The sequence below is a fragment of the Limnobacter sp. UBA7229 genome, assembly GCF_002473065.1.
GTDB classification, from domain to species: domain Bacteria; phylum Pseudomonadota; class Gammaproteobacteria; order Burkholderiales; family Burkholderiaceae_B; genus Limnobacter; species Limnobacter profundi.
Map to the genome: position 1 here is coordinate 15,771 of NZ_DKTN01000012.1, position 26,143 is coordinate 41,913.

Below are 26,143 nucleotides of genomic sequence, written 5' to 3' on the forward strand. Positions count from 1 at the left end.
TGCGCCAATGACTTTGCCCGATTATGAACAATGGACCCTGTTACTTTACTTGGTCGCCATTCCTTACTTTTTTGCAGCCATGGCCATTGAAGGCTGGGCCATGCGCAAAAAGCCTCAGGGCTTTTATGCTGGCTATGAACTGAAAGACTCCTTGTGTTCGATTGCCATGGGCGCCTTGAAGCTGGTAACCATGGGGCTGAGTGTGTTTTGGGCCTACCCCATCATGCTTTGGCTGTTTGAATACCGGGTGATGGATTGGAACATATCCACCTGGTGGTTCATCCCCGTGTTGTTGCTGGCTGATGACTTTTGTTATTACTGGTACCACCGCGTGGCCCACCGTTGCGCAGCATTTTGGGCAGAGCATTCCAACCACCACACCAGCGAGCGCTACAACCTGAGTACCGCATTACGCCAGTCTGTGTTGGGCCCCTTTTATACCTTTGTATTCTGGTTGCCTTTGCCCCTGCTGGGCATGGACCCTTTGGTGGTGACTTTTGCACACACGATAAATTTGCTCTACCAATACTGGATACACACTGAAACCTTCGAGGTGCATGGCTGGTTTGAAAAAGTGTTCAACTGCCCGCAGCACCATCGCTTGCACCATGCCAAGAATGAGGAGTACCACGACTGCAATTACGGCGGAATTTTGATTGTGTGGGATCGCTGGTTTGGTACTTACCGTGAATTCGTGCCGGGCGTGAAGCCAGTTTACGGCACACTGACCCCGGTGTTAACCACCAACCCGCTGAAGCAGGCGGTGGCCGGTTGGGGGCATTTGATTGGGAAAATGAAGGCAGCACCCGATTTCAAGAACCGGGTGCTTTGCTTGATCAAGCCGCCGGGTTGGGTGCCTGAGAAGTAACAGTCGAATTGTTTGAGCCAAAGGCCTTGTACAGAACCAGGGCCAACAGGCCGCCAATCACCTCAAACACCACATAAGCGGGTACATCGCCCGGTGCAATGCCGGCAAAGCTGTTAGAGAACTGCCTGCCAAAAGCGGCGGCGGGGTTGGCAAAAGAGGTACTGGAGGTGAACCAGTACGCCGCGCCGATATAACAGGCCACCATGCCAGAAACCCGTTCTGCCTTGGCCATTAAAATAACCAGCAACAGCCCAGCGGTGGCCACAATTTCACCGGTCCAGATTCCCCAGCCAGTGCGGGCTTTCTCGGAAAATTGCAAAAGCTCCATGTCAAACATTTGGTGAACCAGGATGGCGCCGAAGAAGGCGCCAGCCAGTTGCACGACGATGTAGGGCAACAGTTCAGAACCCGGTTGGCGTTTCAGTAAAACCATGCTGAGTGTGACCACCGGGTTGAAGTGCGCACCGCTGATGGGGCCAAATACTTCAATCAAAATGTAAAGGCCGAACACGGTTGCCAATGTGTTGGCGATCAATGCCACGCCGTTGTTGCCCTCGGACAGGTTTTCGGCCATGACGCCCGAGCCAATGACGATGGCCAGCAGCAGTAGGGTACCCAAGAATTCGGCACCCAAACGTTTGGGTAAGGAGTACATAATTTGATTAGCTCCGTGCGATCGCGGCCAGTGCGGCGTTTAGTTCTGCCGCGTTCATGCTGCCAAGGGGCAGATGAATAAGCTGCATCATCTTGAAGGCAATGGCTTGGCGTGTCAGCTCGAATGCGCGAGGCTTGTTTTCCTCAAGCTCATTGGATGGGTCGGGGTAGCCCCAGTGTGTTTTTACAGGGCTGCCTGGCCAATAGGGGCATTGCTCAGAGGCTGCGCTGTCGCACACGGTAATCACAATATCGATTTTCGGTGCGCCGGGTTCGGTGAATACATCCCAGCTTTTACTGGTGTATTGGCTGGTGTCAATGCCTACATTGGCCAAAGCCTGCAAGGCGTAAGGGTTCACGCGGCCGCTTGGTGCGCTGCCTGCGCTGAAGGCTTTGATGTTTTTGCCGTACTGCTGGGCAAGGTGGTTGAGCATGCCTTCAGACAGCACACTGCGCGCAGAATTGTGGGTGCAAAGAATGAGTACGTTGGTGCTCATGAAGTTACTTTTCCTATGTGTTCGACTTCGTGTTGGATGGCCAGTTTTTCAAGTTTTGCAATCGGCAATGCCAGCATCAATTCAATGCGCTTGCGCAGCAGCAGGCCCACATTGCGAAATTCTTGCAAGATGTGTTCATGGTTGCCTTCGGCTTTGGCAGGGTCGGGGGCACCCCAGTGGGCCACAATGGGTTGGCCTGGCCACACAGGGCATACTTCGCCAGCGGCCTGATCGCACACGGTGAATACGAAATCCATTTGCGGCGCGCCAGGTGCGGCAAATTCATCCCAGCTTTTGCTGCGCAAATTGCTGGTGTCCATTTCCCATCGTTGCAAAAGCTCAATGGTGTATGGGTTTACACGGCCTGCCGGAAAACTGCCTGCCGAATAGGCTTTGAACTGCCCATGGCCAAGTTGGTTCAGGATGGCCTCGGCCAGAATGGAGCGGGCGGAGTTGCCGGTACAAATAAACAGCACATTGAATTTCTTATCACTCATGGTGAGCCTCGTTGTGGTGTGGTGCAGTAACAGGTGTGCAATTTTGGCCTTCGCAGCAGTTCTCGGTGAGGTAGGAAATTACCCCATTCATGTGGGCAAACTGCGCGCTGTAAATCAGGTTGCGCCCGTCGCGAATGGGTTGAACCAAACCGGCGTTGCTGAGTTCTTTCAAATGGAAAGACATGGTGGCTGCAGGAATGTCCAGGCGCTCGCAGAGTTGCCCGGGTGTAAGGCCTGTGGGGCCAGTGACAACCAGGGCTCGAAACACGCGCAAACGAGAGGTGTGTGAGAGTGCCGCCAGTGCTTTGATGATGTCATTTTCTTCCATAATTCGATAATAATGGAAATATCGAATTATTGTGTGAAGGTTTTGTGACAAATGTAAAAAAGAGGCTGCTTTAAAGCGCCCGACCCAAGCGGGCTTGCTTGGCTCAGGCGGCCTTTTTGACTGCTGTGCTTTTTGCCGAGGTGTTCCGGGGCCTGCGGGTTTTGGGTGCTGGCGCTTCTACTTGTGAGTGGCCGCGTAGCCAGTCGGCCGCCTGTTTCCAAACATGTTCCCGAGCCTGGCTACCCAGAATAACCCCCATGTGCCCGCCGGGGGCGAGCAAAAAGGACTTGTCTTTCGAGGCCACCATTTTCAGGCTTTTCTTGGCCATGCTGGCAGGCACCAGGTGATCGGTTTCACCTGCAAACACGAGCATGTTGGCGGTGATGTTCCCCAGATCGGAAATTTGATCCCCAATTTTTACTTTGCCATGCGCCAGTTTGTTGTCCACCGCAAAACGAATCATGAAGTCGCGCACCACACCGCCGGGATACAGCATCATGTTGTTCAGGTAATCGGCCGTGGTGGTGTGCTGCTCTACGAAATCACGGTCATTCAGGCGGGTCAGCAGGTCCCAGTAGGTGGTGATGCTGGCCACCGGGGCTGTGAGTTTGAAACCAAGGCTGACCATCCAGCCGGGCGGGCTGAACAGGGTTGGGTTGATTCGGTCCAGTCTGAATTCGCTGTACTTGCGAATGAAACGTGCTGTGACGTTCAGTGTGTTGGATGCAAAGGCCATGATGTTTTTGCCGTCGCGCAGATCGATCGGGCTGGCCACCGTGACCAGGTTGCGAATGTGCTTGTCGTGCCCGTAGCCGGCGTACAGCAGGCACAGCAAACCGCCCATGCACCAGCCGAACATGGACAGTTCTTTGGAGCCACTGTGCTCGCGCACTGCTTGCAAAGCCTGACCCATCATGATGTTGCTGTAGTCGAACAGGCCCAGGTGGCCGTCTTTGCGCTCCGGTTTGCCCCAATCGACCAGGTACACGCGAAACCCCGCCTCTACCATGGCTTTCACCAGGCTGCGGTCGGGCATCAGGTCGAATGTTTCCGTGGTTACGCCCAGCGGGGGTACCAAGACCAATGGCACCGCGTGCTGGCGATTCGTAGGTGCCTCGATTTCGCCTTCGGCAAGGCTGGCTGAGGGGGTACTTGCTGTGGGGGCGTAGTAGCGTACGCGCATGGGCAAGTGTTCGGCAATCACTTCATATTCAGTTTTTCCTGACTGGATCAGGATCTCCTTGCGAAAAAACCAGTCCGCCGCATTGGTCGCGGTGTTGACGGCCAACTCGTTGATTTTCAGGGCGGTTTTGAATAGTTTTTTCACGGTTGCTGCGGTGCAAGGTTGGGATGGTCGAAGTTTATACGCACAGTGGGGCGTTTCGGATGAGGGTTTACTCTAAATACAGATTTCTGATCCCAACTTGAAGGTATGCCGCTGCTGTTTGTAGCCTACTCGGCATAGGTTGCTTGTGTCTCACAGTACAGGTTTATTGGGAACTGAACTTGAATGGTCACCGCTGCCCGAAAACTTGGCATTTCGGCTTGTTGGCTTGAGCCTGCACTAAGCCAAGCCCTCCAAAAGTAACGGTCGGGTCTTGGCTTTCGCGCCATGGCGCGATCGTTAGTCTCTGCACGCCAAGCCGGCAAGTTTTCTGACTGGTCATCGTGCGACCCATTGCAAGTTCAGCTCCCAGCACTCCCGTGCAGCGCTTCGCCATCACCACGCAACGAGAGATCGGAACCCAAGCCGATTGGGCCAAGCAAACCAGCAAGAGAGCAATCAGCCTTCCATGCTCGCCCAAAGCCCGCTCCAGATCCGCATGCCAGCCTGGTCCACTTCATCCACTGCACTTAAAAAACGCTCACGGGCCTGAACATTGACCCATTCTGCGGGTAAAAACGGGTCGTACACCACGTGCTTGATTGCGGTGCCGCCCAGCAAAAATGATTCACGGGCGGCCACTTCTGGCTCAAGGCTACCCGAGCGTTCGAGCCAGGTCCGCATTTTCTTTTCCAGCTGCGCGTAGTTGCCCTCCAGTTCGCGTGGGTTCCACAGGGTGGTAATTCGACGCTGAAGGTCGGTGTCGAAATCACGGGCTTCAAACACCGGCGCGTCTTTCTCCAGGCCCAGTTTGTACAGGCGATAGCGCACGCTTTGCAATGTGTCTTCAATGTTGTTGGGGCGTATGAACAGGTGTTCGTTCAACGGTTGAAAACCCAGCATCAGCAAGGCACGTGCACGCGCGCGTTGTTGTTTGGCCTCGCTGCGCGACAGTTTTTCGGCTTGCACCACAATGTAGCTGCCATCCCAGGGGCGAACCCGGGTACTGCGGGTGCGCCAGGCAGCCACATCGTCGGCCAGGGTGTGCGCATCGTCTGTGAGCTGGTAAAGGGCGCGGCCCGCCGATTCAATCAGGCCTTCGGCAGAAAGCCGCACCAGGGCTACGCGGGTGTTGTTCACACTGATGTCGAAAATACCGCAGGCGGCAATGGCCTGTTTGGCTGAAAGGGGGCGACCTTTGGATGCAAGCAACAGGTCGAGAATGAGGCTTTTGGCGGTGGGTTTGCGCACGGCGTGGTTGTTCTTTTAAGGCAAACCTGAAGTGTATGCAAGGCAGGCCCGACACGCAAATTTGGTGGCCTGTTTGTGCGATCATTGCCTCACCCAGAATAAGGAGACGAAATGATCAGGGCATGGATTTCCCGGACGGCCGAGCAAGCGCAGGCCGAGCTGGAAACTCTCGATGAGTCTGAGTTTGCCGGGCAGGATGTGGTGCTGAAGCTGCATTACAGTTGCCTGAACTACAAAGATGCGTTGGCGCTTACCCACACCGCGCCGATTGCGCGCAAGTACCCCATGGTGCATGGCATTGATGCGGTGGGCGAGGTGATCGAATCGAATTCAGACCAATGGCCGGTGGGCGCAGTGTGCCAGGTGAACGATTGGGGCTTGGGAGAAACGCATTGGGGCGGGCTGGCCGAGCGTGCCAGTGTGCCGGCACAGTGGATCTCACCGATTCCGGAAGGCCGAAGCGCCAGGTGGGCGGCTGCATTGGGTACAGCAGGCTACACTGCCGCACTTTGTGTGATGGCCTTGCAAGACCACCCTGTGAAACCGGAAGACGGCCCCGTGCTGGTGACCGGGGTAAGCGGCGGCGTGGGTACTGTGGCGTGTTTGCTGTTGCAGCATTTGGGCTATGAGGTGGTGGGTTTGACAGGTTCAATCGATGCCATGGGTGAGCCTGTGTCTGAATCTGCAGCCAAACACTTTGAGCGATTGCAGTTGGGGTCCACCCACCTGATTCACCGTGAGTCGATGTCGCGCCCGGGCAAACCTTTGCAAAAAGAACAATTCGCGGCGGTCGTAGACAGTGTGGGCAGCCACACCTTGGTGAATGCGTGCGCTCAAACAAAGTACGGTGGTGTGGTTGCAGCGTGTGGCCTGGCGCAGGGCATGGATTTTCAGGGCAGCGTGGCACCTTTCATTTTGAGGGGTATTACCTTGCGCGGCATTAACTGTGTGTACCGTACGCATGCTGAGCGGGACCGCGCCTGGGGCATGTTGGCCCAAGCCTTGAATGAATATGATCTGGATTTCATGATCAAGGAAGTACGCCTTGCACAGGCTTTGGAAAGTGCGCGCCTGGTGTTGGCCAATCAATTGCAGGGGCGTGTGGTGGTGAACTGTGCCTGAAAACCGGGCTTTGCCTTACCTGGCCCTGGTGTTGAATGCATTGGTGTGGGGTGTGTCGTGGTGGCCGCTGCGCGAACTGCAGGGTGAGGGTTTGCACCCGCTGTGGTCCTCTGCATTCACTTACTTGCTGGGTGCATTGGCCATGTTGTGCTTCATGCCCAAGGTGTGGGGCGAGTTTGTTCGTCACAAAGCGTTGTGGCTGCTGGCATTGGCGGCTGGAACCACCATGGTGGGCTTTAATTGGGGTGTGTCCATTGGCGAAGTGATTCGCGTGGTGCTGTTGTTCTACCTGATGCCAATTTGGGCAGTATTGATTGCACGTGTTGCCCTGAATGAACGAATTACCTTGAAGGCCTTGCTGCGTGTGGGTTTGGCATTCGCCGGTGCGGTGCTGGTGTTAAGTCCCAATGGTAGCCTGGGTTTTCCGCTGCCTTCAAACTTGGCGGAATGGCTGGGCTTGATGGGCGGCGCGGCGTTTGCGCTGAACAACATCATGTTGCGGCATCAAGCCGAACGCACCGCGCAGGCGCGTTTGTTCGCCATGTTCGTGGGCGGTATTGTTGCGCCAAGCGCGGTGGCTGCTTTATTGGCCCTGTTGTTGGGCGAGGGCAATGCCTTTGTGCAGTGGCCCGTGTTGCCCGGGTTTTACGGTGGTTTGGTGCTGTTGGCTTTTGCGGTTACCTTGCTGGTGGCCAACTACGGATTGCAGTACGGGGCATCGCGTTTGCCGGCCAATGTAACCTCGGTGGTGATGTTGTCAGAAGTGGTGTTTGCAACTTTGTCAGCCATTGTGCTGACCCAAGAAGTATTGACACTGCAGGTGGGAATTGGTGGTGCCATGATTGTGCTGGCGGCTGCTTTAAGCGCGCTTGAAAACAAGGACGCGCATTGATCGGGAGGAAAAACATGAATCATTTATTCAAGGTGGCCATGGCCACGGCGGCGTCTACATTGCGTGGCTGGCAAGGCATGGTAGTGACAGAACCTGCAGCCCTTCAGCCTGAAAAACCTTTGAAACTGTACGAGTTCGAAAGCTGCCCCTACTGCCGCTTGGTGCGTGAAACGCTGACCGAGTTGGCGCTGGACGCTGATATTTACCCCTGCCCCAAGGGTGGAACCCGGTTTCGCGCGGATGTGCTGGAGTTGGGTGGCAAGGCCCAGTTTCCATTTTTGGTGGATGACAACACTGGCGTGAAGTTGTATGAGTCAGCCGATATTATCGAATACCTGTACACCACCTATGCCAAGCGGGCTGTGCCGTTGCGTGTGAAGGCTGCGTTGCCGCAGGCGGTGTCCAGCCTGGCCAATTCGGCTTTGGGCCTGGGTGCTGGCACCAAGGTTCGTGCATCGAAAAAGCCTGAGCATATGTTGACGTTGTACAGTTTTGAAGCATCGCCATTTTGCAGGCCAGTGCGCGAAGTGTTGTGCGAGCTGGAGATTCCTTACCACTTGGTGAATTTGGGCAAGGAGCAGTTTGCGGACATGGGCGTGAATGGCGTGCATGCTGCCGTTGGCGAATACAACCCGGTGAAGGGTGGTAAACGCGAGCAGTTCATGGCCAAAACCAACAAGATGATGGTGCCGTATCTGGAAGACCCGAACACGGGCAAAGCCATGTTCGAATCCAAAGCGATTGTGGAGTACCTGCTGGAAACCTATGGCGGGTGAGGCTTATTTCGGGATGAAGAACATCACGGTCTCAGTCCAGCCCTCGGTGTAGTGGCGCAAATACACGTTGTAGTCGTTGCGTACACCGAGAATGATTTCAGGCACTTGCCAGAAATGGGCGGGGTCGTGGTACACCGCCACGGCCAGCTTGGGGTGGTCTTCCTGAATGTGCCATTTCATGCCGTCAAGCGCTTTGGGTTCTGCGCCTTCCAGGTCAAGTTTGATGAAGCTCACAGATTCTGTGACCCGATTGTCCAGAGCGTCCACCTCAATTTTTACACTGCCTGTTTCCGAAATTTTGCAGGCCGAACCGGCACCTGCGTCAAATGACAAGGTTTGCTTTGAATCAAACAAACCCACGGGGTGGAGGTGTATGTCCCTGTGTTCAGACAGCTTGGCCTTGGCATTGTCTAGTGTCGTTTCGGTGGGTTCAAAAAAGTGCACACCACCATACTGCGGGCATCGCTTGATGAATTCTTCGGTGGTATAGCCGTCAAAGCCGCCACCATCCACAAAAACCTCGCCGGGTGAAAATTTTACAAAGGGCTCGAAATATTGCTGGTCGGCTGTGTAGTCGAAAAACCGCATGGCACGCAGGTTGGCGTTCAAGCGAAATTCCATGATGCGGTTAAAGACTTCCCGCGATTCCTGATCAGCGAACAAGTCGCGCACCCATTCAAATTTCTCGGGGTGGGCTGCATATTCTTTTTGGGTGTCTGCCAAGGCTTGTACTTGCGGCAGCTGAAAATGACTGGCGTCGGCCACTGCGAAGTAATCCATCGACACCACACCATTGAGGCGCAGCAGTTTGTTCATGGCTGTTTTGGGGCGCGCCTGCGTCACGGTTGAAATCACCATGCTGCCAGCAGGCACCTGGCTCAACTTCAAGACAGGTTTGCCGAGGTATTCGGTGGCGGTGGTGTATTCGTCGATAAAGCCATCGAGGTTTGCACGGCTGGCCACTGAATCAGCAAACTCGTTAATGCCCAGTACATAACGTTTCTGGGTGGTGTTGCCAAAAAATTCCGCATGAAAGGCGGCGGCGTGGGCTTTTTGACTGAGTTGTTTCATGGCGAGGCACGTAAAAGGTGGCGATGAAACCAGTCTAAAGACAACGTTGACAGCAGTAGCTTCGGAAAAGCGAGGGAAAACAGGTGCTTATGGACTATTTTGAAAGAATGTCCCGTTCGCACCGCTTGGCGCGAACGGGCTGGGGCTTACTGCGCAGAAACGGTGTCTGTGCGAACGGCCAGGTTCTGAATTCTCAGGTCATTGGCCGCAGGTGTTTCCGCAGTGTTGAAAGGACTGGCATTGGTGAACTGGCGCAAGAAACGCGCAAATGCATCTTGCTCAGAACCCTTCGCTGCAAAGGTATTGCCCGCCGTGAATGTTGTGGGGTCGATTGGGTTGGCGGTGTCCAGGCTGAGCCGGTTCTGGTTGACCAACAGCGGGAACGGGTAGCTGTCGCCGCCCAGATTGGTGGTGCCGCTGATGTTGGCCAGGAAATTCAAAGTCACCAGCCTGAAAATGCGATTGGGGTCACCTTGAATTGCGCCATTTTGGACCACGATGTCATTGCCGACTTTCACTGTGCGAATCCGGCTGCCCGTTCCATCTGCGGCTGTGCCCGCTGCACCGACTGTGCGTGCGGTTCGGGTCGCATCAAAACTGAATGAGACACCTCCAATTTGTGGGAATGCCCCTGGCGTGGCGCCCGGAGCAACGCCGGAAACACCATGCTCCAGCAGTTCTTTCAAACGTGTCGCTGAAACGTCGATAACCACCAGCCCATTGTTAAAGCGCAAAGAGTTCTCAATGGCCAGTTGGGAAACTTCGCCTTCTTCCCGAATGCCGGGGTTGGCTGCAATCGGCTTGAATGTTGTTGTGGTGGAACCAGGCAGGGTTTCAATAAAACCGATGTCGGAGCGAATACCGCCACCGTTTTTCAGGGAAATGGCGGTGGTGGTATCAAACAGTCTTGCGTAGTTCAGATTGGCGTCCGAGGACAAATTACCCAGATTGGTCTCTTCTGAACGCACTGCTGTGCGGCGTCCTTCGAGGTAAACAGCGGACTCGCCGAATACATTGCCGTCTTTGGCAACGATCACGGACTGGAGTGCATCACGAATGGCCACAACCGCCGGGATTGGTGTTACCCCACCTGCGTTGTCATCGGTTTCGCTGGTGGCGTAAGCATCAGACACAGTCCGGTCGATGCGTTGCGGAATGATGCGGCCTTGCGCGTCAAAAGGTGCCACCAAACGACCCAAATACTTGTAGTCGCCATCCACGTTCACCAGTGCCACCGGGTTGGTTGGGGATTGAATGATGCGTGGGTATTCGCCTTGCGAGGCCTCTCCAGGGCGAAGACGGCTGTTGCCAAGGCGAGTATTGGAGCCACCTGCCACAATGATGTCTACATCACGCAGACCCGCGGCCAGTTGCTCTTCCACGCTGATTTGTTGCATGTGGGCCAGCAGGATGATTTTGTTGATCCCGGCGGCGGTCATTTCATCCACACCGGTTTGAATCGAGGAGATCAGGTTGTTGATCACCACGTTGTTGCTGCTGTCGCCGCCGGCAAATGTGATGCCGCCAGTTGACGTAATTTGCGGAAAGGTGGGTGAACTGGCACCAATCAATCCAATGGTTTCTCCATTTACCGTGGTGCTAACCCACCCAGTGACACGCCCGGCCGCGGCAGTGGCTGTTTGGCCATTTGGAACGATGAATGTGGGTGATGCATTCAGTGTGGCGGTGAAGTTGGGGTCGTTTGCAAAGTTGGCATTGAAGGACAGGTAAGGGAATCGGCCACCGTCCCAGCGAGTTTCAGTGCCGCCCGTGACGTTGCGGATGTCTGCACCAAAAATGGTCCGGAACTCAGAGGTGCCCAGGTCCAAATCATGGTTGCCCAGCGCAGAGGCCTGAACACCCATGGCGTCGAGAAAGGCAATGTCAGCCCGGCCAATCGAGGCTCGCAGCGTACTGATGCCACGCTGTGTACGAAACACGTTTTGCAGTGATGAGTCCTCGGAAGCAGAAAGGCGAGGACCAGGAATCAAATTGTCGCCCGAGCTGAGCACCAAGGTGTTGTTGGGCATTGCCGAGCGGAAGCTGTCAAGCAAACCCGACAGGTTGGCGATGCTGTTCAAGGCCACATTGTCATCTCCGTCCGCATCAGCGAAATGCAGCATCTGAAGGGTGAACGCGGCTTCAGGTGCGGGTGCGGGAGGAGGGGTGTCGTTGTCTGACGAGCATGCTGTCATCAAGGCCAGCAGAGATAGAACCCCGCCCGCCAATATTTTTTTGTGTGATTCGTACATGATTTGCTTCCTGGATGCTGCTGAAAAGACGGGCTTGGTGAGTTAACCCAACTGGGAGAAAGTCAGTAGCCTCAGTTTAGGCAGTCCAGGTTGCAGTTCGATGAATATTAGCCTAGCAAGTTTGGATAGATACTTTGGTATTCATGAAGGGTCGACTTGGGCATGGTTTGTTCGTGTGCGCAGTTACGCGCCAGCGTGTGGGCATATATTCGCTGCCAGTCGTGGGCTTTCGCCAGTTCTTGTTCAGTACGTGGAGGTTTCACGAACGACTTGGCAATTTGGAGCGGCCTGGGGCGAATCTCGAACTCATCGACCAATTCAAAGTCCGATTCGATATTTTCATGTTGAACACGCGAGCGATCATCGCTGCTGATTGGTGGCGTACCAAAGTACTGGCTGACAATTTTCCCTGGACTGATGGTGTATTTGCTGAAACCCAAACCCACGAAATGTTTTTCCGACCAGGCGGATATCTCGGGTTCAAATTCGCGAATGGACTGGCCGCCAGTACCTGTCATGACCTGCACGTAGCCCAATGGATTGGCCAATCCTAGCATCATGGGTTTGGAGCGCTGGTAGACATGGTCGTGGCCGCACAGCACCATGTCCACACCATAGCGCAGCAGGATTTGATCCTCCACTGCGATCAGCGTTGGGTTGCCCGGGGCGCGGCCCTCTTGGTCGGTCCAAATGGTGTAGTGCTGGAAGATGACAATAAAATCAATTTGACCTAGCGCACGTCTCAGTGCTGCCATGGCCAGGTCTGCCTCGAGTGCGGCCATTTCTTTCAGAATTTTTCCGTCTTCCAGAAAAGCGCCTGCGGTAAATCCAAAAAAATGAACGCGGTTGTAATCGAAGGAGAAAAACGAAACATCGCCTGGCTGGTTGAATCGGTTGTTGAACGCGTAGTCTTTGAAAGGAAGCAGGGGGACGTTGGCTGCCACACTGTCTTTGTTCTCATGGTTTCCAGGTACGGCCATGGTGGTTGTAGTGGCAAGCAAGGCCTGATTTTGATCAAACCACACATCCCAAATCGGCTGTTCGCCATTGGCATAGCTCAAATCGCCGGCCAACAGCAACAGATCGTGTTTGTGTCGAGGTTTCATTAGTTCCGCCGTCAGGCGCTGCGGCAGTTCACCAATGCCATGGTCGCCAAAGTGAACCATGGTCCAGGCTTCGTTGGCTTTCGGGGTTGGTGCAATGATGAATACATCGGACCAGCCGCCCATTTCAGAGCCGACCCTGTACCGAAAGGGCTGATCGGGGTCTATGCCGTTCACCACCACTTTGTGAGTTTGATTGTCCAACCCGGTCGTTTGGCTTGTGGAGGCAGTGGTCACATTGGGCAGAGGATTCTGCACGGCATTCCTCGCGGCCTCCATAGACATTCCTACGGGCACCGGTCCCCATTGAATCTCAGCGGCCGGACTGTCAAGCCCGTCTGTGAACCAGCATAAACCGCGCGAGGTGGAGGCGTCGCTGAACAATGAGGCATGAACACCGCGCGGTGGGTGACTGGCCGGGATCACAACTGGTGGTTCGACCGGATTTGGGGCAACAGGGTTGCCGGGTGATTCCGTCGGGTTCGTGGGGCTGGGTGTACCAGCGATCGCCGGTGGCGTGGTGTTGTCTGAACCACAGGCACCCATCAAGCCCAATACCGGAACGCTGGCACCCAGCTTGAGAAAGTGTCGTCGTTTTGTTGATGTCTTCGAATTCATGTGCGCTCCCCTGTTGCACTGTTACTCGTGAGTGGGCGTCACAGGTTCGAGGGATGATTCAGCAATACTAGTCAGAAAAATGTCATGAGTACGAATTGCTTTTTTGGTTTTGAGAGGTGCTAACATCCGGCCTTGATATGCCAATTTCAACTACTTGCCCGGTCCAAAAATGAATGAATCTTCGAAGCTGGCTGAAGAATTTCTAGATAGTCTTGATGAAGAGTTGGAGCTGTCGCTTGAAGATTTGTCGTTCGACTTGGCAATCGATTTGTCGCCAGAGCAACATCAAGCGAGAAGAAATTATTTCACTCACTTGTTTGCCCTGCAGCGCGAGTTGGTCAAGCTGCAAGAATGGGTTGTGGCGACCGGTCACAAACTTGTAGTGATTTTTGAAGGGCGCGATGCAGCTGGAAAGGGCGGCGCGATCAAACGGATTACCCAACGCCTGAATCCGCGGGTTTGCCGCGTCGCTGCGCTTCCCGCACCCAACAGCCGTGAAAAAACACAATGGTACTTTCAACGGTACGTGCAACATTTGCCAGCCGCCGGAGAAATTGTGCTGTTCGATCGCAGTTGGTACAACCGGGGTGGTGTTGAGAAGGTAATGGGTTTTTGCTCCGAGGCCGAAGTTCAGGAATTTTTCAAGACGGTGCCCGAGTTTGAAAAAATGTTGGTGGGTTCGGGGATTCAAATTATCAAATACTGGTTTTCGATTACCGATGAGGAGCAGCATTTGCGCTTTCAGGCTCGCATCCAGGATCCGATGAAACAATGGAAACTGAGTCCAATGGACCTGGAAAGCCGGAAACGTTGGGAAGCCTATACCAAGGCCAAAGAGGAGGTGTTGGAGCGTACACACACCGACTATGCGCCCTGGTGGGTGATACGGGCCAATGACAAAAAACGGGCCAGACTAAACTGTATTTCCCATTTGCTTGGCGCAGTGCCTTTTGAGGAAGTAGCCCAAGCTGGCGTGGAGTTGCCAGCCCGGGTTAGAAACCCGGACTATTACAGGCAACCCGTGCCTGAGTGGATGTACGTGCCCGAGGTCTATTGATTCATCGAGCCTAGAATGGGGACGAGGGAATAGGTATATTGATCGGCAATGCGCCGTCAAAACGGTTGCTGCCACGCTGCACGGTGAACGACTTGCGCATGGCCTCGTTTTCAACGCCAATCAGTGACTCGTCGGTGATGCTTTGCGCGTATTTCCACGTCACATTCATTTGTTCGCGTTGCATCTCGATGAGTGCGAAACCTTTGGTTTTCAGTTCGCTGTATTTGATGTGCGGGTTGAGCAAAGGCAACAGAGTGGACACCAGATCAGCTACTTCATCTGGAAAGCCAGAGGAAGTGACGGATGGGGTTACAATTTCCACGCCCAAGCTTCGCTGCAATTGATTGCCGCCAATCAGGGCAATCGGGTTTTCGTAAAGCTCAATGGCCCAACTGGTGTGAATGTCGCCAGTCAGCACCACCAGGTTTTCAATGCCGATGTCTTTGATCAGGTTGAATACGCGATTGCGTTCGGCCACGTAGCCGTCCCACTGGTCCATGTTGATGCTGACCAGGTTGCCCAGCAGTTTTTGATCCAGCAATTCCACTTGTGGCGCTTCCAGAATGTTCAGTTGACCAAACATCACTTGCTGTCCCAGCACAGTCCAAATGCTGTTTCTCTGCTTGGCTTCAAACATGCGGTCGCTAAGCCAGCGGCGTTGTTCGAACCCAAGCAGTTGTCGATCCGGATTGAATCGGTCAGGGTCTACCGCCATGATTTCAGCCTGTTTGTCGCGACCCACAATGCGGGTGTCCAGCATAATCAGGCTGCACAAATCGCCCACTTGAAAGTCACGGTAAATCACTTCACGCGGATCGGGTGCCAATGTATTTTCATCGCGCGGGAAGCGCTCGCGCAGCGGCATCCAGTTGTAGTAGGTGCGAATGGCTGTGGCTTTGCGCTCCTGGTAATCGCCCTCTTCTGGCTGGTGGTTCTCGGCCCCGTCCTTGTAAGCATCATTGGTAATTTCATGGTCGTCCCACACCGCGATCATGGGGTGTGTGGCATGCAAGGCCTGTAGTTCGGGGTCGGCTTTGTATTGTTGGTGGCGCAGCACGTAGTCTTCGCGGGTGACCATTTCCTTTTGTGGGTTCGGCGTTCGGGCAACACCGTTGCGGCTGAGCTCGGTACCACCGCCGCCGCCTTCGTACAGGTAGTCGCCCAAATGCACCACGAAATCCAGAGGCTCACGGCGCACCATCTCGTACACAGAAAACAAACCTGCCGGGTAGTTGGAGCAGCTCAGTGTTGCAAACTTCACAGATTCCACTTCCCCACTGGGCAGTGTTTTGGCATGCCCAATGCGGGATTTTTGACTGCCCGTCACAAAACGGTACAGCAAGGCCTGATTGCCGGTAAGCTCGGGTATCTGACCCTGCATGAAACGCGAGTTGCTGTACAGGGCTTGGTTACCCAAGTCCACTTTCACCGTGTAGTCGCGGTCGCGAAATGCGGTGAATTCACCCAGGCGATTGATTGGACCTTCTTGGAATTTTGAATTCCATTCGGTCATATCGGCCAGGGGTTCCTCCAACAGCACGTATTCCAGCATCACCGGGATTTGATCGATGTTGGTGTTGCGCGGGGAGAGGGCAGTCCACAAAATAACAGCTTCGGCGGTGGGGTCACCGCTGCTGACACCCCAGGGAAAAGCGCCAGCCGGGTTCAGCATTTGATCGACTGTTTCGCTGGGTGTAACCGGGTTACCAGGGTTACCGGGATTCGCCGTGTTGTCGGTGTTTGACCCGCCAGAGCCGCAGGCTACCAAAGCGGGCAGGGACAAGCCGGCCAGGCCGGTGCGAAGAAAATGGCGACGATCCATGCTGCATCCAGAAAAAGCGTTGGTTCTTCTTGATACTGCTGGTGTGGTCGGTTTGGTTTTGGAAGAACATGTCAGCGTGACTGGTCATGCAAGCGTCACAAATTATCGTCTGTCCCAAGTCCCCATTAACCAGTCCATGATGGGGTAGGTGATGTTGAAATTCTTGTGCGCCATGATCCGCTGGTCGTGGTGCGTGGTGTGCAGGCGCGCAAAGCGTGTGAATCCGGGAATGCGATGCACCCAGTGATCTTCTTTCAGGTGGTACGACAGGTGTAGCAACTCATAGTTCAGGTAATAGGCCATGCCGGTGGCCACCAGCAACAGGGCCACATTGGGGCTGAATAGCCAGGCCAGCAAAAAGCCCATGGGCACGAAAAACGCCACCACGAAAAAGCCCACAATGGCGATTGGAAACAGCACGGCTTTGAAGTCCTGGTGGCTGTCAATTTCCATGTGGGTGTCGGTGAAAAACTTGTGGTGTTGCAGTGAGTGCCTTTTGTACACAAAGCCCAAACCCTTTACTGGGCGGTGCATGGCATATTTGTGGCCTGCCCATTCCGCAAAATTGGCATACAAAAAGGTGGCGGGTATGGTTAACCATTCCAGTGCGCTGGGGGAATCAAGCCAGTAAATACATAGCGCGATCACGCCCAATCCCAAGGTCATTGTCATGGCCAAATGCAGGTAGCCTTGGTAACCCGCTGAAATGAATTCAGCCCGGTAGTTGGCCCGAACCGAGCGGACTGCTTCGTCTTGAGATTCTTTGGGCACAAGCTGTTTGACTTTGGCATGCATGGTATTACTGTCTCCCACATTATGAATGTTATTTTGTAATGTTAGATTGCCCCCGATTGCCTTCAATTTCAAGTGCTTTTGCAAGCACTTGGCTGCGCGCTGGTACACTTTATAAAAAACACTATTCCAAAAGCAGCCAAGGAGACCCACCATGAACGCACCGCTTTCAAGTACCCCACCCGCCCACATTGGCCAGAAGGAATGGCAAGCCCGCGTTGATTTGGCCGCAGCTTACCGTTTGGTGGCCATGCACAAATGGGACGATTTGGTGTTCACGCATATTTCGGCGCGGGTGCCCGGTGAAGAAGGCCATTTCTTGATCAACCCCTATGGTTTCATGTTCGAAGAAATCACCGCCAGCAGCCTGGTGAAGGTGAACATGAACTGCGAGAAAGTGGACAACAGCCCTTACGATGTAAACCCGGCTGGTTTCACCATTCACAGTGCAGTGCATGCCATTCGGCATGATGCCCATTGCGTGATGCACACCCACACTGTGGCCGGCGTTGCGGTGTCTATTCAAGAACAAGGTTTGTTGCCGATTTCACAGCAATCCCTGTTTCCACTCGCAGGCCTGGCGTATCACGACTATGAGGGTTTGGCCTTGCGCGAAGATGAGAAGGCCCGCTTGCAGGCCGACCTGGGCGAAGCCAACAACCTGATTTTGCGCAACCATGGTTTGTTGACCTGCGGTGCCACGGTGGCAGATGCGTTTTTGAACATGTTCATTTTGCAGCGCGCCTGTGAGGTTCAAATTGCGGCGCAATCGGGTGGCGCGCAATTGATTCCGATTGCCCAGCCGATTGTGGACGGTATCAAAGCAGCGGCTGCACAGGTAACCCGCGGTTTGGGTGGCAATATTGCCTGGCCTGCGCTATTGCGCAAACTGGATCGCGAGCAGCCGGATTACAAGAACTGACGATTAGGGATTGTTTCCACCAGTCACGGTGGAAACATACTTCGCCAGAATTTTCATTTGATCCACGGTCAAATGATCAACAAAAGGGGGCATGCCCCCTTTGCCGTTTTTCAGCGCATTCAACACGCGTTCTTCGCTGGGTTTGAGCACATCGAGCACCGGGCCAATTTTGCCCTTGGTGCCCGCATCGGCCAGGGTGTGGCAAATGGCGCAGGCCGGGTCGGCATCGGTTTGAAACAGTTTGCGACCCTGTTCAAGAATGGCGGCGTCGTCCATGGCGAAAGCATTGAATGTGCTCAGGCTTAACACCAACATGCAGCTGAATTTCACCATGGCTGAACTCCCTGTGTTTGATCACGCCCGTAATTTACGGGCTTTGAACAAGCCCCAACTGCTATCCAGAATATAGAAAAACAGGGCTTTCAGGGCGCTCTCGTTTGGGACAGGGTTTTTGCCTTTGCCCATGCGGTGAATTTGGCGGGTGTACCACTGAATTTCCAGCAAGCCAGTGCGGTCCACGGCTTTGACACCGGTAATCAAAGGCTTCACAGGGTGCAAGGCTTCTTTGTTGTCCAACAGGCGCTTGGGCAAATCGGGTTCAATGGCAATCGAGCGAGCAAGGCCAATCAAATCCACAGCACCGCTGTTCAGCGCTTCTTTCATGCCGCCCACGGTGCGAAAACCCCCAGTCAGCATCAGTGGCACTTTGCACACGGCACGTACTTTCTCCGTGAAGTCGATGAAGTAGGCCTCGCGCTTCACGGTGCTTTCCTTCTTGGGTTTTGCACTTGCACCCGTCATGGCGGGGGCTTCGTAGGTGCCGCCCGACACTTCAATCATGTCGATCCCGCGCGCAGTCAATTCCTGGATCACAGCCAGTGATTCTTCCTCTGAAAAGCCACCCTTTTGGAAGTCGGCTGAATTCAGCTTGATACCCACCGGGAAGTGAGGGCCCACTTGTTTGCGCACTTCGTCGTAAATGGCCAGTACAAAGCGACGGCGGTTTTCAGCGTTTCCGCCCCATTGATCGGTGCGCTGGTTGCTTAGCGGGCTTAAAAACTGGCTGATCAAGTAGCCATGGGCACCATGAATTTGCACGCCGTCAAAGCCAGCGTCTTTGCACACTTTCGCGGTGCGGCCCCAGCGGGCAATCAAATCAAGGATTTCAGTCTCGGTGAGCTCGCGCGGCGTGGCAAACATCATTTGCAGGCTTTTGTGGAAAGGCACTGCGGAAGGCGACACGGTTTCCTTGTTCATGCCTTTGGGGCACTGTTTGCCGGGGTGGTTGATTTGCACCCAGATTTTGCTGCCATTGGCCTGACCGGCTTTGGCCCACTGCTGCAACAAGGGCATGTCGCGGTCGTCTTCAATCACGACGTTGCCCGGCTCTGCACGTGCCCGGCGGTCAATCATCACATTCCCGGTTATATTCAAACCGATGCCACCGGCTGTCCAGCGCTGGTAGACCCGCACAATTTGTGGTGTAACCCGGTTGTCGCGCGTGCCCAAGGCTTCGCTCATGGCGGCTTTCACCAAGCGGTTGGGAACAGTGGCGCCGCAAGGCAGTGTCAGTGGGTCGCGAAGTTCAATGCGCATCGAGGGGGGTCTCCGGTGGTTCTAAATTGAAAATTATTATTGTCACATGGTAGCTTGGGTGCATGAAAAAAATTGAAGTCAACACACTAATTTTTACGGCTTTCGCCATGTGTGCGTTTGCGGCCAATTCCTTTTTTTGCCGTGCGGCCTTGGGCGCCGGGCAAATAGACCCTGCCAGCTTCACCGCCATTCGCCTGATCAGCGGTGCCATCACTTTGTGGCTGTGTTTGCGCATTCAAAACAAGGGCGGACAGCAGGGCAGTTGGGTGGGTGCCTGGGCTTTGTTTGGTTATGCGGTGCTGTTTTCCATGGCCTATTTGTATATGAGCACAGGCACGGGTGCGCTGATTTTGTTTGCCAGTGTACAACTCAGCATGATTGCCTACGCCGCCACACAGGGTGATCGGTTGAAAGGCTTGCGTGCTTTGGGTGCGGTGGTAGCGGCAGCGGGTTTGGTGTTGTTGTTGTGGCCACACCTGCAAACGCCGGCCTCGGTGCTGGCTGCTGCAAGTATGGCTTTGGCAGGCGCTTGTTGGGGTGTGTATTCGGTGGTGGGCAAGGGTTCCAAATCGCCTTTGGCTGACACCGCAGGTAATTTTTCCCGGGCAGCATTCCTGATGGTGTTGGTGTGGATGGCCGTGTACTTTTCCGCCAAGGCAGGTGTGCACATTCCCGGGGTTACCGTGGAGCGCGGCTTGGCTCTTTACACCGTGTATTTGCCAACGCCCACCGTGGCAGGCGTGTTGTTCGCCTTGGCCTCGGGCTGCCTGGCCAGTGGCATTGGTTATGCCGTGTGGTACAAGGTACTTCCCGCTTTGCCCACCACCTCGGCAGCCAGTGTGCAGCTGAGCGTGCCGGTGATTGCGGCGCTGGCGGGCGTTGTTTTCCTGAACGAGGCTGTTACCGCCACTTTGCTGGTGGCCATGGTCATGACGCTGGGCGGCGTGTATCTGGTTTTGCGCGCCAAGCGTTAAAGTCTTCTAAATTCAAATTGGCTGGACATTGAATCGATGAATGAAGTTTCGAAACCCAAAGATGAGAACACCAAGCCTGCAGGGCAAGCGGTGCAAACGCCTTCAAGCCTTTCTACTCTGGCCAAGCAGTTTTACCTGCAACACTGGGGCTTGCTGCTCAGTGCTGCCTTGGTGTTGGCGGTGGTCATCAATTTGTGGCCCGTGTTGGCGCCTTTCGTAGCGGCATTTGTTTTGGCTTATTTGTTGGCTGCCCCCAGCCGTTGGGTGCATGGCAAGTTGCGCGGGCGTATTCCCTTGCCGGTGTGTGCCGTGCTCACCTTTTTTGCGCTGTTGCTGATTTTCTCCAGTGTGGGCTTGTTGTTTATTCCGGTGGTGCTGACCCAGCTTGAACTGATTCAGAACAATTTGCCGCAGCTGATTGTGAACGTGAAGCGCACGGTGCTGCCTTGGCTCAACGAGGTGTTTGGTTTAACCATTTCTGTGGACAGCACGGAGATGAAAGACCGCATTGCGGCTTACATTAGCGAGAACCGTGGCACGTTGGCCGAGATCAGTACAAAAATTTTGCGCTCAGGTTCGCAGTCGGTTTTGGGCATTACCGGTTTTGTGTCGCTGACCGTGATTGCTACGCTGTTTATTCTTCCCGGCTGGACTCAAATTACCAAGCAGTTTCAGCAGGTGTTTCCGCCGCATTTGTGGAAGCGTGCAAAACCTTTGTTCAGCGAAATTGACTCCGTCATGACCGAGTACATCAAGGGCATGATGATCGTCATGTTGTTTCTCAGTACTTTTTATTCAATCGGTTTGAGTGTGGTGGGGCTTCAAAGTGGCTGGGCCTTGGGCATGTTGGCTGGCGTGTTGTGTGTGGTGCCTTATCTCGGTTTTGCGGTGGCTTTGCTGGTGGGCTTGTTGACAGCTGCGCTTGAATTACAGGGTTTCTTGCCAATTTTTCTGGTGCTGCTTGTGTTCGTGGTGGGCCAGTTTCTGGAAGGTTTTGTGCTGACCCCCTTGGTGGTGGGCGACAAAATTGGTTTGTCTGCACTGGCGGTTATTTTTGCCCTGGCATTTTTTGGTGCAATTTTTGGTTTGGTGGGTGTTTTCCTTGCGCTGCCGCTGGCTGCAATTTTCAAAGTGGCTTACCTGCACGCTTTTTCGCACTACGCGCAAAGCGATTACTACCGGCAGGCCCGGTAATGCAGACGAAAAAAAACCGGTGGGCTGCTCACTTCTCCCACCGGCTGTTCAGCCCAAAGTTTCTGTCACGAAATTGATTAAGCTGCGTTTGCTTTCAGCTGGCTGTTCATGCGGGCACGAATGGCGTTTGCAATCTCTGTGTTGGGCTTGCGGCCAGAGCCCTCAACAGACGCCACAAAATTGTCGATCTCGGTCAGGAAGCGGCTGTTGTCGTGCATCCAGGGGTGGAAGTCGGCTTTGAAGTAGTCCATGAACTCGCCATTGGCCACCGGGTTGCGCAATACGCCCACCTTTTTGCCCCACAACATTTTGGTCACGGTCCAGAAGCCTTTCAAATGGCCACCCTGGATTGTTTTGTCGGCAAACACCAAGCGCATGTGGAAGTAAGCCACCAGTGGCCAGAATATGGCAGTGGCCAACACCATTGCCAGGCGGCGGCTGAAACGGTTGTGCATGTTGTCGGGCAACACATGGTTCCACACGTCGTAGGCTACAGCCTTGTGCTCGGTTTCCTCATAGGCGTGCCACATCCACATTTGCTTGTAGGCGGGTTCTGATTTCTCGCCCAGTACATCGGGGTTGCGCAGCAGTTGGTCGGCCATCAGCGCGGTGTAATGTTCCAGCGCAATCGTGCCAGCCAGGGTAAGGCGTTTGCCCAGTGTTTTCTTGATGAAGGCCAGAAAGCCCCACAGGAAGTTGTCCAGCTGGGATGCAGGCAGGCCAGCGCGATCCAGCATCTCGTTGTATTCAACGTGCTCGCGGCTGTGCATGGCTTCCTGCCCGATAAAGGCCACCACTGCTTTTTTCAATTCGGGGTCGGTGATGTCGTCGCGGTAGTTGCGCACAGCATCCATGAACATGCGCTCGCCAGCCGGGAAGAACAGCGAGAGGGCATTCATGAAATGGGTCACGTGGGGACCTTGCTCATGCCAATTGGATACCTTTTCTTCAGGCAAATTCAATTTGACATCGCGGCGTACAGGCATGATGTTCTTCATGGTTTGACTCCTACACTTGTTTTATTGTTGTTGCCACGTTTAACCGTGACATTGCGCAATGTAACAATAAAATTTCATGTCCACAATAGCAAAACCTGAGTACCCATTCTAGAAAACACTGCGGGTTTACCCTGAACCTGCTGTGTTATTCCTGCGTGCCAAGTGTGCCTTTGAAGCGGTCTGGAATAGGCGTAGAGCGACCTGTTTCCGGGCTGACCCACACCATTTTTGCGCTGCCGGTTGCCACCAGAACTTCGGGCGCATCGGTGCGGCGCATCTCGTACTTCTGCACCAGGCTGCTGCGGCCCACCTCGCCCGCAAGCACCTTGATCTCCACCACGCCGGGTGCTTTCAGTTCTTTCAGAAAGCTGCATTCGGTGTGAACGATCACGACATACGCGGGGTTGTTGTCTGCGCTTTCCGGAAATAGTGCTATCCATTCCACGCGGGCTTGCTCAAAACAACGGAAGTACACAGTGTTGTTCACATGGCCAATCTGGTCCATGTCGCCCCAGCGCAGTGGCACAGTGGTGGTGTAGATTTCTTTCATGTTTTATCGCTGGTTGCGTTGTTCGGTGCGCCACTGCCATGGGGCAAGCGGTGCGGTTTGTTGCCACAGGCCTTTGCGTGCATTGCGGGCCTGGTCCTCCGCAGCTTCGTACATCACACGGTCTTCACTGCTTTGGCTGCGCGCAAATTCCCGGTACCACCAGGCTTGCCCGGCTTCAATGGCTTTCAGGTTGATGTCGGTTTCACCATCACACAAGCGCTGCTGGCACCCTTCTACGGGCAACACCACTTTGGCCACTTGCCGTTTGTAGCGGTCCGTGTTGTTCACCACGATCTTCACGTTTTTATTCAACACCTGCTCGGTGAGCCAGCGCCTAGATTGTTCGCCACCTGCCTGGTTTAATTCAGGTGCGTCCACTGCATGCATGCGAATTTTGTGGGTGGCACCGTCAAGGTTGCGCACCGTAATGGTGTCACCGTCAGCAACACGGGTCACCGTGGCCAGGTAAAAACTGCCCGAGGTGGCCGAGCCGGGCTGGTTTTGACTTTCTGAGGCAACGGGGCCACCAATGCCAATGTCTGGGCCGTAGGGGCTGACGTAATAACCCAGCAGGGCCAAAACCAGAGCCAACACTTTAAAGATCATATTGGGTTTAAGAATGTTCAAGGTTAAGATGGCTAGCGAGCCAAACCACGATTTTAAAAAACAGCCGAGAGTACCATGGACAGAGTAAACCTGCAGTTCAACAGCGACAACACCGTAGCCACCGTGGCTTTAAACCGCCCGGAAAAACACAATGGCGTGGACTGGCCCATGCTGAAAGAAGTGCGCAAGGTGCAGCAACAATTGGCCAGGCACAAAACCCTGCGGGCTGTGGTTCTGAAAGGCGAGGGCCCGTCTTTTTGTGCAGGGCTGGATGTGAAGTCGGTGATGAGCAACCCGAAAACTGCTGTGGTGATGTACGCCAACCTGTGGTTGCCCATGCGCAATATTTTCCAGACCTGGAGCATGGGCTGGCGCGATCTGGGCGTGCCGGTGATTGCGCAAATTCACGGCAACTGTTTTGGGGCAGGTATTCAATACGCCATGGGCGCAGACATTCGCGTGTGCACACCCGATGCGCAATTGTCCATTCTGGAGGCCAAATGGGGCTTGGTGCCCGACATGGGCGGTGCTGCGCTAGTACGTGAATTGTTGCCGGTTGATGTGGCCAAGGAGTTGACCATGACGGGCCGCGTGCTTAGTGGCCTGCAAGCCAAGGAACTGGGCTTGGTGACCCATGTGGTAGAGAATCCGGAAGAAAAAGTGCAGGCCTTGGTGGAGGAAATGTTGACTCGCTCCCCCGATTCTGTGGCGGCAAGCAAGTTCATGTTGCAACGGATTTTTGGTATTGACGAAGCGGCGCATTTGACCCAGGAACGACGCTGGCAGCGCCGCGTGCTTGGTTTTAAAAACCAGCGTATTTCGGTTGTGAAAAACAGCAAACAGCCCACCATGCCGTTTGCCAAACGACAAATTCGTTGAAATCTCGGGGCGTGCCGCATCCAGCGGCGCACTTCATGCAGTAACAACAGATTCGGGAATAAAAAACACAACACGGAGACATGCCCATGAAGGCCCTGACCCCCAACGACCAATTGTTCTTGTGGCTGGAGCGCCGCAATCAGCCTATGCATGTGGGCGGGCTGGTGTTGCTGAAACCACCCAAGGGCCAAAGCACAATCGATTACGTGCACAAGGTGGTGGCCGACATGCGCACCTACACCCAGCCGGTGGCACCGTTCAGTTTGCGTTTGAAGTCGCGATTGGGTATGTGGTTTTGGGTGGAGGACGATGAGTTTGACCTAGAGGCACACTTCATTCATTTGTCGCTGCCCAAGCCAGGCCGCATTCGCGAATTACTGGAGTTGACCTCCAAGCTGCATGCCGCGCCACTGGACCGCGCAAAGCCCCTGTGGGAAGCGTATGTCATCGATGGTCTGGAAGACGGTCGCGTGGCTTTGTACACCAAGGTGCACCATGCGTTGGTGGATGGTGTGGCCTGCATGAAAATGTTGCAGCGTTCCATGGCCGATAACCCGGAGATCATGGACATTCCGCCCCTGTGGGCCAACCCGAATTTGCGTGGGTCGGTTCAACGTTCTGAAGCCTCGGAAGGTTTGGTGACCATGCTGGGCCAAGTGCTGGATACCGCCAAAACCCAACTGTTCAGTCTGCCCAAGGTGGTGAAAGAAGTGGGGCGATCCTTGTGGCAAACCAGTGTGGCTGATCCTGACTTCGTGTCGGTCATTCAAGCGCCACGCAGTGTGTTGAACCGGCGTATCACGGCCTCACGCAGGGTAGCCGCCCAGTCGTGGTCCATGGAGCGCATCAAGGCTTGCGCAACCGGCCTGAACATGACTTTGAACGATGTGGTACTGGCCATGTGTGGCTCGGCCTTGCGTTCTTATTTGAGCGAATTGAATGCATTGCCTGCCCGCCCGCTGGTGGCGATGGTGCCTGTGTCGCTTCGAAAAGACGACACAGCGACTGGCAACCATGTGGCCTTGTTGCTGGCCAACCTTGCCACCGACACCGAAGACCCCGTGGAACGGATTGAGACGATTGCGCGTTCAGTGAACCATTCCAAAGAACGGTTTGCCAGCATGAATCAAACTGAAATCATGAACTACGTGGCCACCATGATGGGCATTAGCGGGTTCAACATGCTGACCGGTTTGGCACCCAAACTGCAGGCTTTCAACATTGTGATTTCGAATGTACCGGGCCCCAAGCACACGCTTTATTTCAATGGTGCCGAGGTGGATGGCGTGTACCCGGTCTCGCTGTTGCTCGATGGCCAGGCTTTGAACATCACCTTGAACAGCTATGCGGGCAAGCTTGAATTCGGTTTGGTGGCGTGTCGCAGAACCATGCCTTCCATGCAGCGGCTGTTGCAGTTTCTCGAAGACGGTCTGGTCGAGCTGGAGGAGGCGGCGGCCAAGGAAGCCAAAGCCAATCTGAAAAAGCGCAACGCGGCTTGAG

26 protein-coding genes are annotated in these 26,143 nt (G+C 54.5%); 10 read left to right on the forward strand and 16 right to left on the reverse strand.

Annotation, left to right across the window (positions count from 1 at the left end):
• The first annotated feature begins 7 nt into the window (after positions 1 to 7).
• The gene (locus tag B4C79_RS06415) at positions 8 to 868 is read left to right on the forward strand and encodes a sterol desaturase family protein (protein ID WP_291740111.1); all 861 of its coding nucleotides are present in this window, start codon (positions 8 to 10) and stop codon (positions 866 to 868) included.
• On the opposite strand, the gene B4C79_RS06420 is transcribed toward B4C79_RS06415, so the two are convergent.
• The 6 genes from B4C79_RS06420 to B4C79_RS06445 form a co-directional block, all read right to left on the reverse strand.
• A complete protein-coding gene (locus tag B4C79_RS06420; protein ID WP_291740110.1) occupies positions 837 to 1,523 on the reverse strand; it encodes an MIP/aquaporin family protein in 687 nt (228 codons plus the stop codon). The genes B4C79_RS06415 and B4C79_RS06420 overlap by 32 nt on opposite strands.
• A 7-nt stretch (positions 1,524 to 1,530) precedes the next feature.
• Positions 1,531 to 2,019 carry an arsenate reductase ArsC gene (locus B4C79_RS06425; RefSeq protein WP_171097280.1) on the reverse strand — a complete coding sequence of 163 codons (489 nt, stop codon included), beginning with the start codon at positions 2,017 to 2,019 and terminating at the stop codon, positions 1,531 to 1,533.
• Entirely contained in the window at positions 2,016 to 2,516 is a 501-nt protein-coding gene (locus tag B4C79_RS06430; RefSeq protein WP_171097282.1) for an arsenate reductase ArsC, read from the reverse strand. The genes B4C79_RS06425 and B4C79_RS06430 overlap by 4 nt, the downstream gene beginning before the upstream one ends.
• Positions 2,509 to 2,844, reverse strand: a complete 336-nt coding sequence (locus B4C79_RS06435; protein ID WP_171097284.1) for an ArsR/SmtB family transcription factor — start codon at positions 2,842 to 2,844, stop codon at positions 2,509 to 2,511. The genes B4C79_RS06430 and B4C79_RS06435 overlap by 8 nt, the downstream gene beginning before the upstream one ends.
• Positions 2,845 to 2,947: 103 nt before the next feature.
• On the reverse strand, positions 2,948 to 4,171 hold the full coding sequence (locus B4C79_RS06440; RefSeq protein ID WP_171097287.1) for an alpha/beta fold hydrolase: 1,224 nt from the start codon (positions 4,169 to 4,171) through the stop codon (positions 2,948 to 2,950).
• A 456-nt stretch (positions 4,172 to 4,627) separates the two neighbouring features.
• On the reverse strand, positions 4,628 to 5,419 hold the full coding sequence (locus tag B4C79_RS06445) for a PaaX family transcriptional regulator C-terminal domain-containing protein (RefSeq protein ID WP_171097289.1): 792 nt from the start codon (positions 5,417 to 5,419) through the stop codon (positions 4,628 to 4,630).
• Positions 5,420 to 5,530: 111 nt separating this feature from the next.
• On the opposite strand from B4C79_RS06445, the gene B4C79_RS06450 reads away from it, so the two are divergent.
• Genes B4C79_RS06450 through B4C79_RS06460 form a run of 3 tightly spaced genes read left to right on the forward strand, consistent with a single transcriptional unit; the run spans position 5,531 to position 8,209 of the window.
• The gene (locus B4C79_RS06450; protein ID WP_171097291.1) at positions 5,531 to 6,541 is read left to right on the forward strand and encodes an MDR family oxidoreductase; all 1,011 of its coding nucleotides are present in this window, start codon (positions 5,531 to 5,533) and stop codon (positions 6,539 to 6,541) included.
• On the forward strand, positions 6,534 to 7,433 hold the full coding sequence (locus tag B4C79_RS06455) for a DMT family transporter (protein ID WP_105027999.1): 900 nt from the start codon (positions 6,534 to 6,536) through the stop codon (positions 7,431 to 7,433). The genes B4C79_RS06450 and B4C79_RS06455 overlap by 8 nt, the downstream gene beginning before the upstream one ends.
• A 14-nt stretch (positions 7,434 to 7,447) precedes the next feature.
• Positions 7,448 to 8,209, forward strand: coding sequence for a glutathione S-transferase N-terminal domain-containing protein (locus tag B4C79_RS06460; RefSeq protein ID WP_291742894.1), 762 nt, complete (start codon positions 7,448 to 7,450; stop codon positions 8,207 to 8,209).
• Positions 8,210 to 8,212: 3 nt separating this feature from the next.
• On the opposite strand, the gene B4C79_RS06465 is transcribed toward B4C79_RS06460, so the two are convergent.
• From B4C79_RS06465 to B4C79_RS06475, 3 genes are all read right to left on the reverse strand, one after another.
• A complete protein-coding gene (locus B4C79_RS06465; RefSeq protein WP_291742896.1) occupies positions 8,213 to 9,280 on the reverse strand; it encodes an FkbM family methyltransferase in 1,068 nt (355 codons plus the stop codon).
• Between the two features lie 146 nt (positions 9,281 to 9,426).
• Positions 9,427 to 11,532: a bifunctional metallophosphatase/5'-nucleotidase gene (locus B4C79_RS06470; RefSeq protein WP_291742899.1), complete on the reverse strand. Its 2,106-nt coding sequence runs from the start codon at positions 11,530 to 11,532 to the stop codon at positions 9,427 to 9,429.
• Between the two features lie 107 nt (positions 11,533 to 11,639).
• The gene (locus B4C79_RS06475) at positions 11,640 to 13,253 is read right to left on the reverse strand and encodes a purple acid phosphatase family protein (RefSeq protein WP_291751725.1); all 1,614 of its coding nucleotides are present in this window, start codon (positions 13,251 to 13,253) and stop codon (positions 11,640 to 11,642) included.
• Between the two features lie 169 nt (positions 13,254 to 13,422).
• Between B4C79_RS06475 and ppk2 the strand changes: the two genes are divergently transcribed.
• Positions 13,423 to 14,310 carry a polyphosphate kinase 2 gene (gene ppk2, locus B4C79_RS06480; RefSeq protein ID WP_171097302.1) on the forward strand — a complete coding sequence of 296 codons (888 nt, stop codon included), beginning with the start codon at positions 13,423 to 13,425 and terminating at the stop codon, positions 14,308 to 14,310.
• A 10-nt stretch (positions 14,311 to 14,320) separates the two neighbouring features.
• Here ppk2 and B4C79_RS06485 read toward each other — a convergent pair whose 3' ends face one another.
• Complete coding sequence (locus tag B4C79_RS06485) at positions 14,321 to 16,132, reverse strand: alkaline phosphatase D family protein (protein WP_291739877.1); 1,812 nt, start codon at positions 16,130 to 16,132, stop codon at positions 14,321 to 14,323.
• Between the two features lie 102 nt (positions 16,133 to 16,234).
• Positions 16,235 to 16,927, reverse strand: a complete 693-nt coding sequence (locus B4C79_RS06490) for a sterol desaturase family protein (RefSeq protein ID WP_171097306.1) — start codon at positions 16,925 to 16,927, stop codon at positions 16,235 to 16,237.
• Positions 16,928 to 17,078: 151 nt separating this feature from the next.
• Here B4C79_RS06490 and B4C79_RS06495 point away from each other — a divergent pair, with 151 nt between their 5' ends.
• Entirely contained in the window at positions 17,079 to 17,846 is a 768-nt protein-coding gene (locus tag B4C79_RS06495; protein WP_291739875.1) for a class II aldolase/adducin family protein, read from the forward strand.
• Between the two features lie 3 nt (positions 17,847 to 17,849).
• Here the strand turns inward: B4C79_RS06495 and B4C79_RS06500 are convergent, their stop codons facing one another.
• Both B4C79_RS06500 and B4C79_RS06505 read right to left on the reverse strand, forming a co-directional pair.
• Complete coding sequence (locus B4C79_RS06500) at positions 17,850 to 18,179, reverse strand: c-type cytochrome (protein ID WP_291714089.1); 330 nt, start codon at positions 18,177 to 18,179, stop codon at positions 17,850 to 17,852.
• Positions 18,180 to 18,200: 21 nt separating this feature from the next.
• Positions 18,201 to 19,442, reverse strand: a complete 1,242-nt coding sequence (locus B4C79_RS06505) for an NADH:flavin oxidoreductase/NADH oxidase family protein (RefSeq protein ID WP_171097313.1) — start codon at positions 19,440 to 19,442, stop codon at positions 18,201 to 18,203.
• 62 nt (positions 19,443 to 19,504) lie between these two features.
• Between B4C79_RS06505 and B4C79_RS06510 the strand changes: the two genes are divergently transcribed.
• Both B4C79_RS06510 and B4C79_RS06515 read left to right on the forward strand, forming a co-directional pair.
• On the forward strand, positions 19,505 to 20,416 hold the full coding sequence (locus B4C79_RS06510; RefSeq protein WP_291739871.1) for a DMT family transporter: 912 nt from the start codon (positions 19,505 to 19,507) through the stop codon (positions 20,414 to 20,416).
• Between the two features lie 36 nt (positions 20,417 to 20,452).
• Positions 20,453 to 21,610 carry an AI-2E family transporter gene (locus tag B4C79_RS06515; RefSeq protein ID WP_291739869.1) on the forward strand — a complete coding sequence of 386 codons (1,158 nt, stop codon included), beginning with the start codon at positions 20,453 to 20,455 and terminating at the stop codon, positions 21,608 to 21,610.
• A 77-nt stretch (positions 21,611 to 21,687) separates the two neighbouring features.
• Here B4C79_RS06515 and B4C79_RS06520 read toward each other — a convergent pair whose 3' ends face one another.
• The 3 genes from B4C79_RS06520 to B4C79_RS06530 all read right to left on the reverse strand — a co-directional run bounded on the left by B4C79_RS06520 (position 21,688) and on the right by B4C79_RS06530 (position 23,785).
• Positions 21,688 to 22,608, reverse strand: a complete 921-nt coding sequence (locus B4C79_RS06520) for a metal-dependent hydrolase (protein WP_291739867.1) — start codon at positions 22,606 to 22,608, stop codon at positions 21,688 to 21,690.
• Between the two features lie 145 nt (positions 22,609 to 22,753).
• Entirely contained in the window at positions 22,754 to 23,158 is a 405-nt protein-coding gene (locus tag B4C79_RS06525; protein WP_171097319.1) for an acyl-CoA thioesterase, read from the reverse strand.
• A 3-nt stretch (positions 23,159 to 23,161) separates the two neighbouring features.
• Complete coding sequence (locus B4C79_RS06530) at positions 23,162 to 23,785, reverse strand: thermonuclease family protein (RefSeq protein ID WP_291739717.1); 624 nt, start codon at positions 23,783 to 23,785, stop codon at positions 23,162 to 23,164.
• A gap of 54 nt (positions 23,786 to 23,839) precedes the next feature.
• On the opposite strand from B4C79_RS06530, the gene B4C79_RS06535 reads away from it, so the two are divergent.
• On the forward strand, positions 23,840 to 24,643 hold the full coding sequence (locus B4C79_RS06535; RefSeq protein ID WP_291739719.1) for a crotonase/enoyl-CoA hydratase family protein: 804 nt from the start codon (positions 23,840 to 23,842) through the stop codon (positions 24,641 to 24,643).
• A gap of 86 nt (positions 24,644 to 24,729) precedes the next feature.
• Entirely contained in the window at positions 24,730 to 26,142 is a 1,413-nt protein-coding gene (locus B4C79_RS06540; protein WP_171097325.1) for a WS/DGAT/MGAT family O-acyltransferase, read from the forward strand.
• Position 26,143 lies beyond the last annotated feature (1 nt).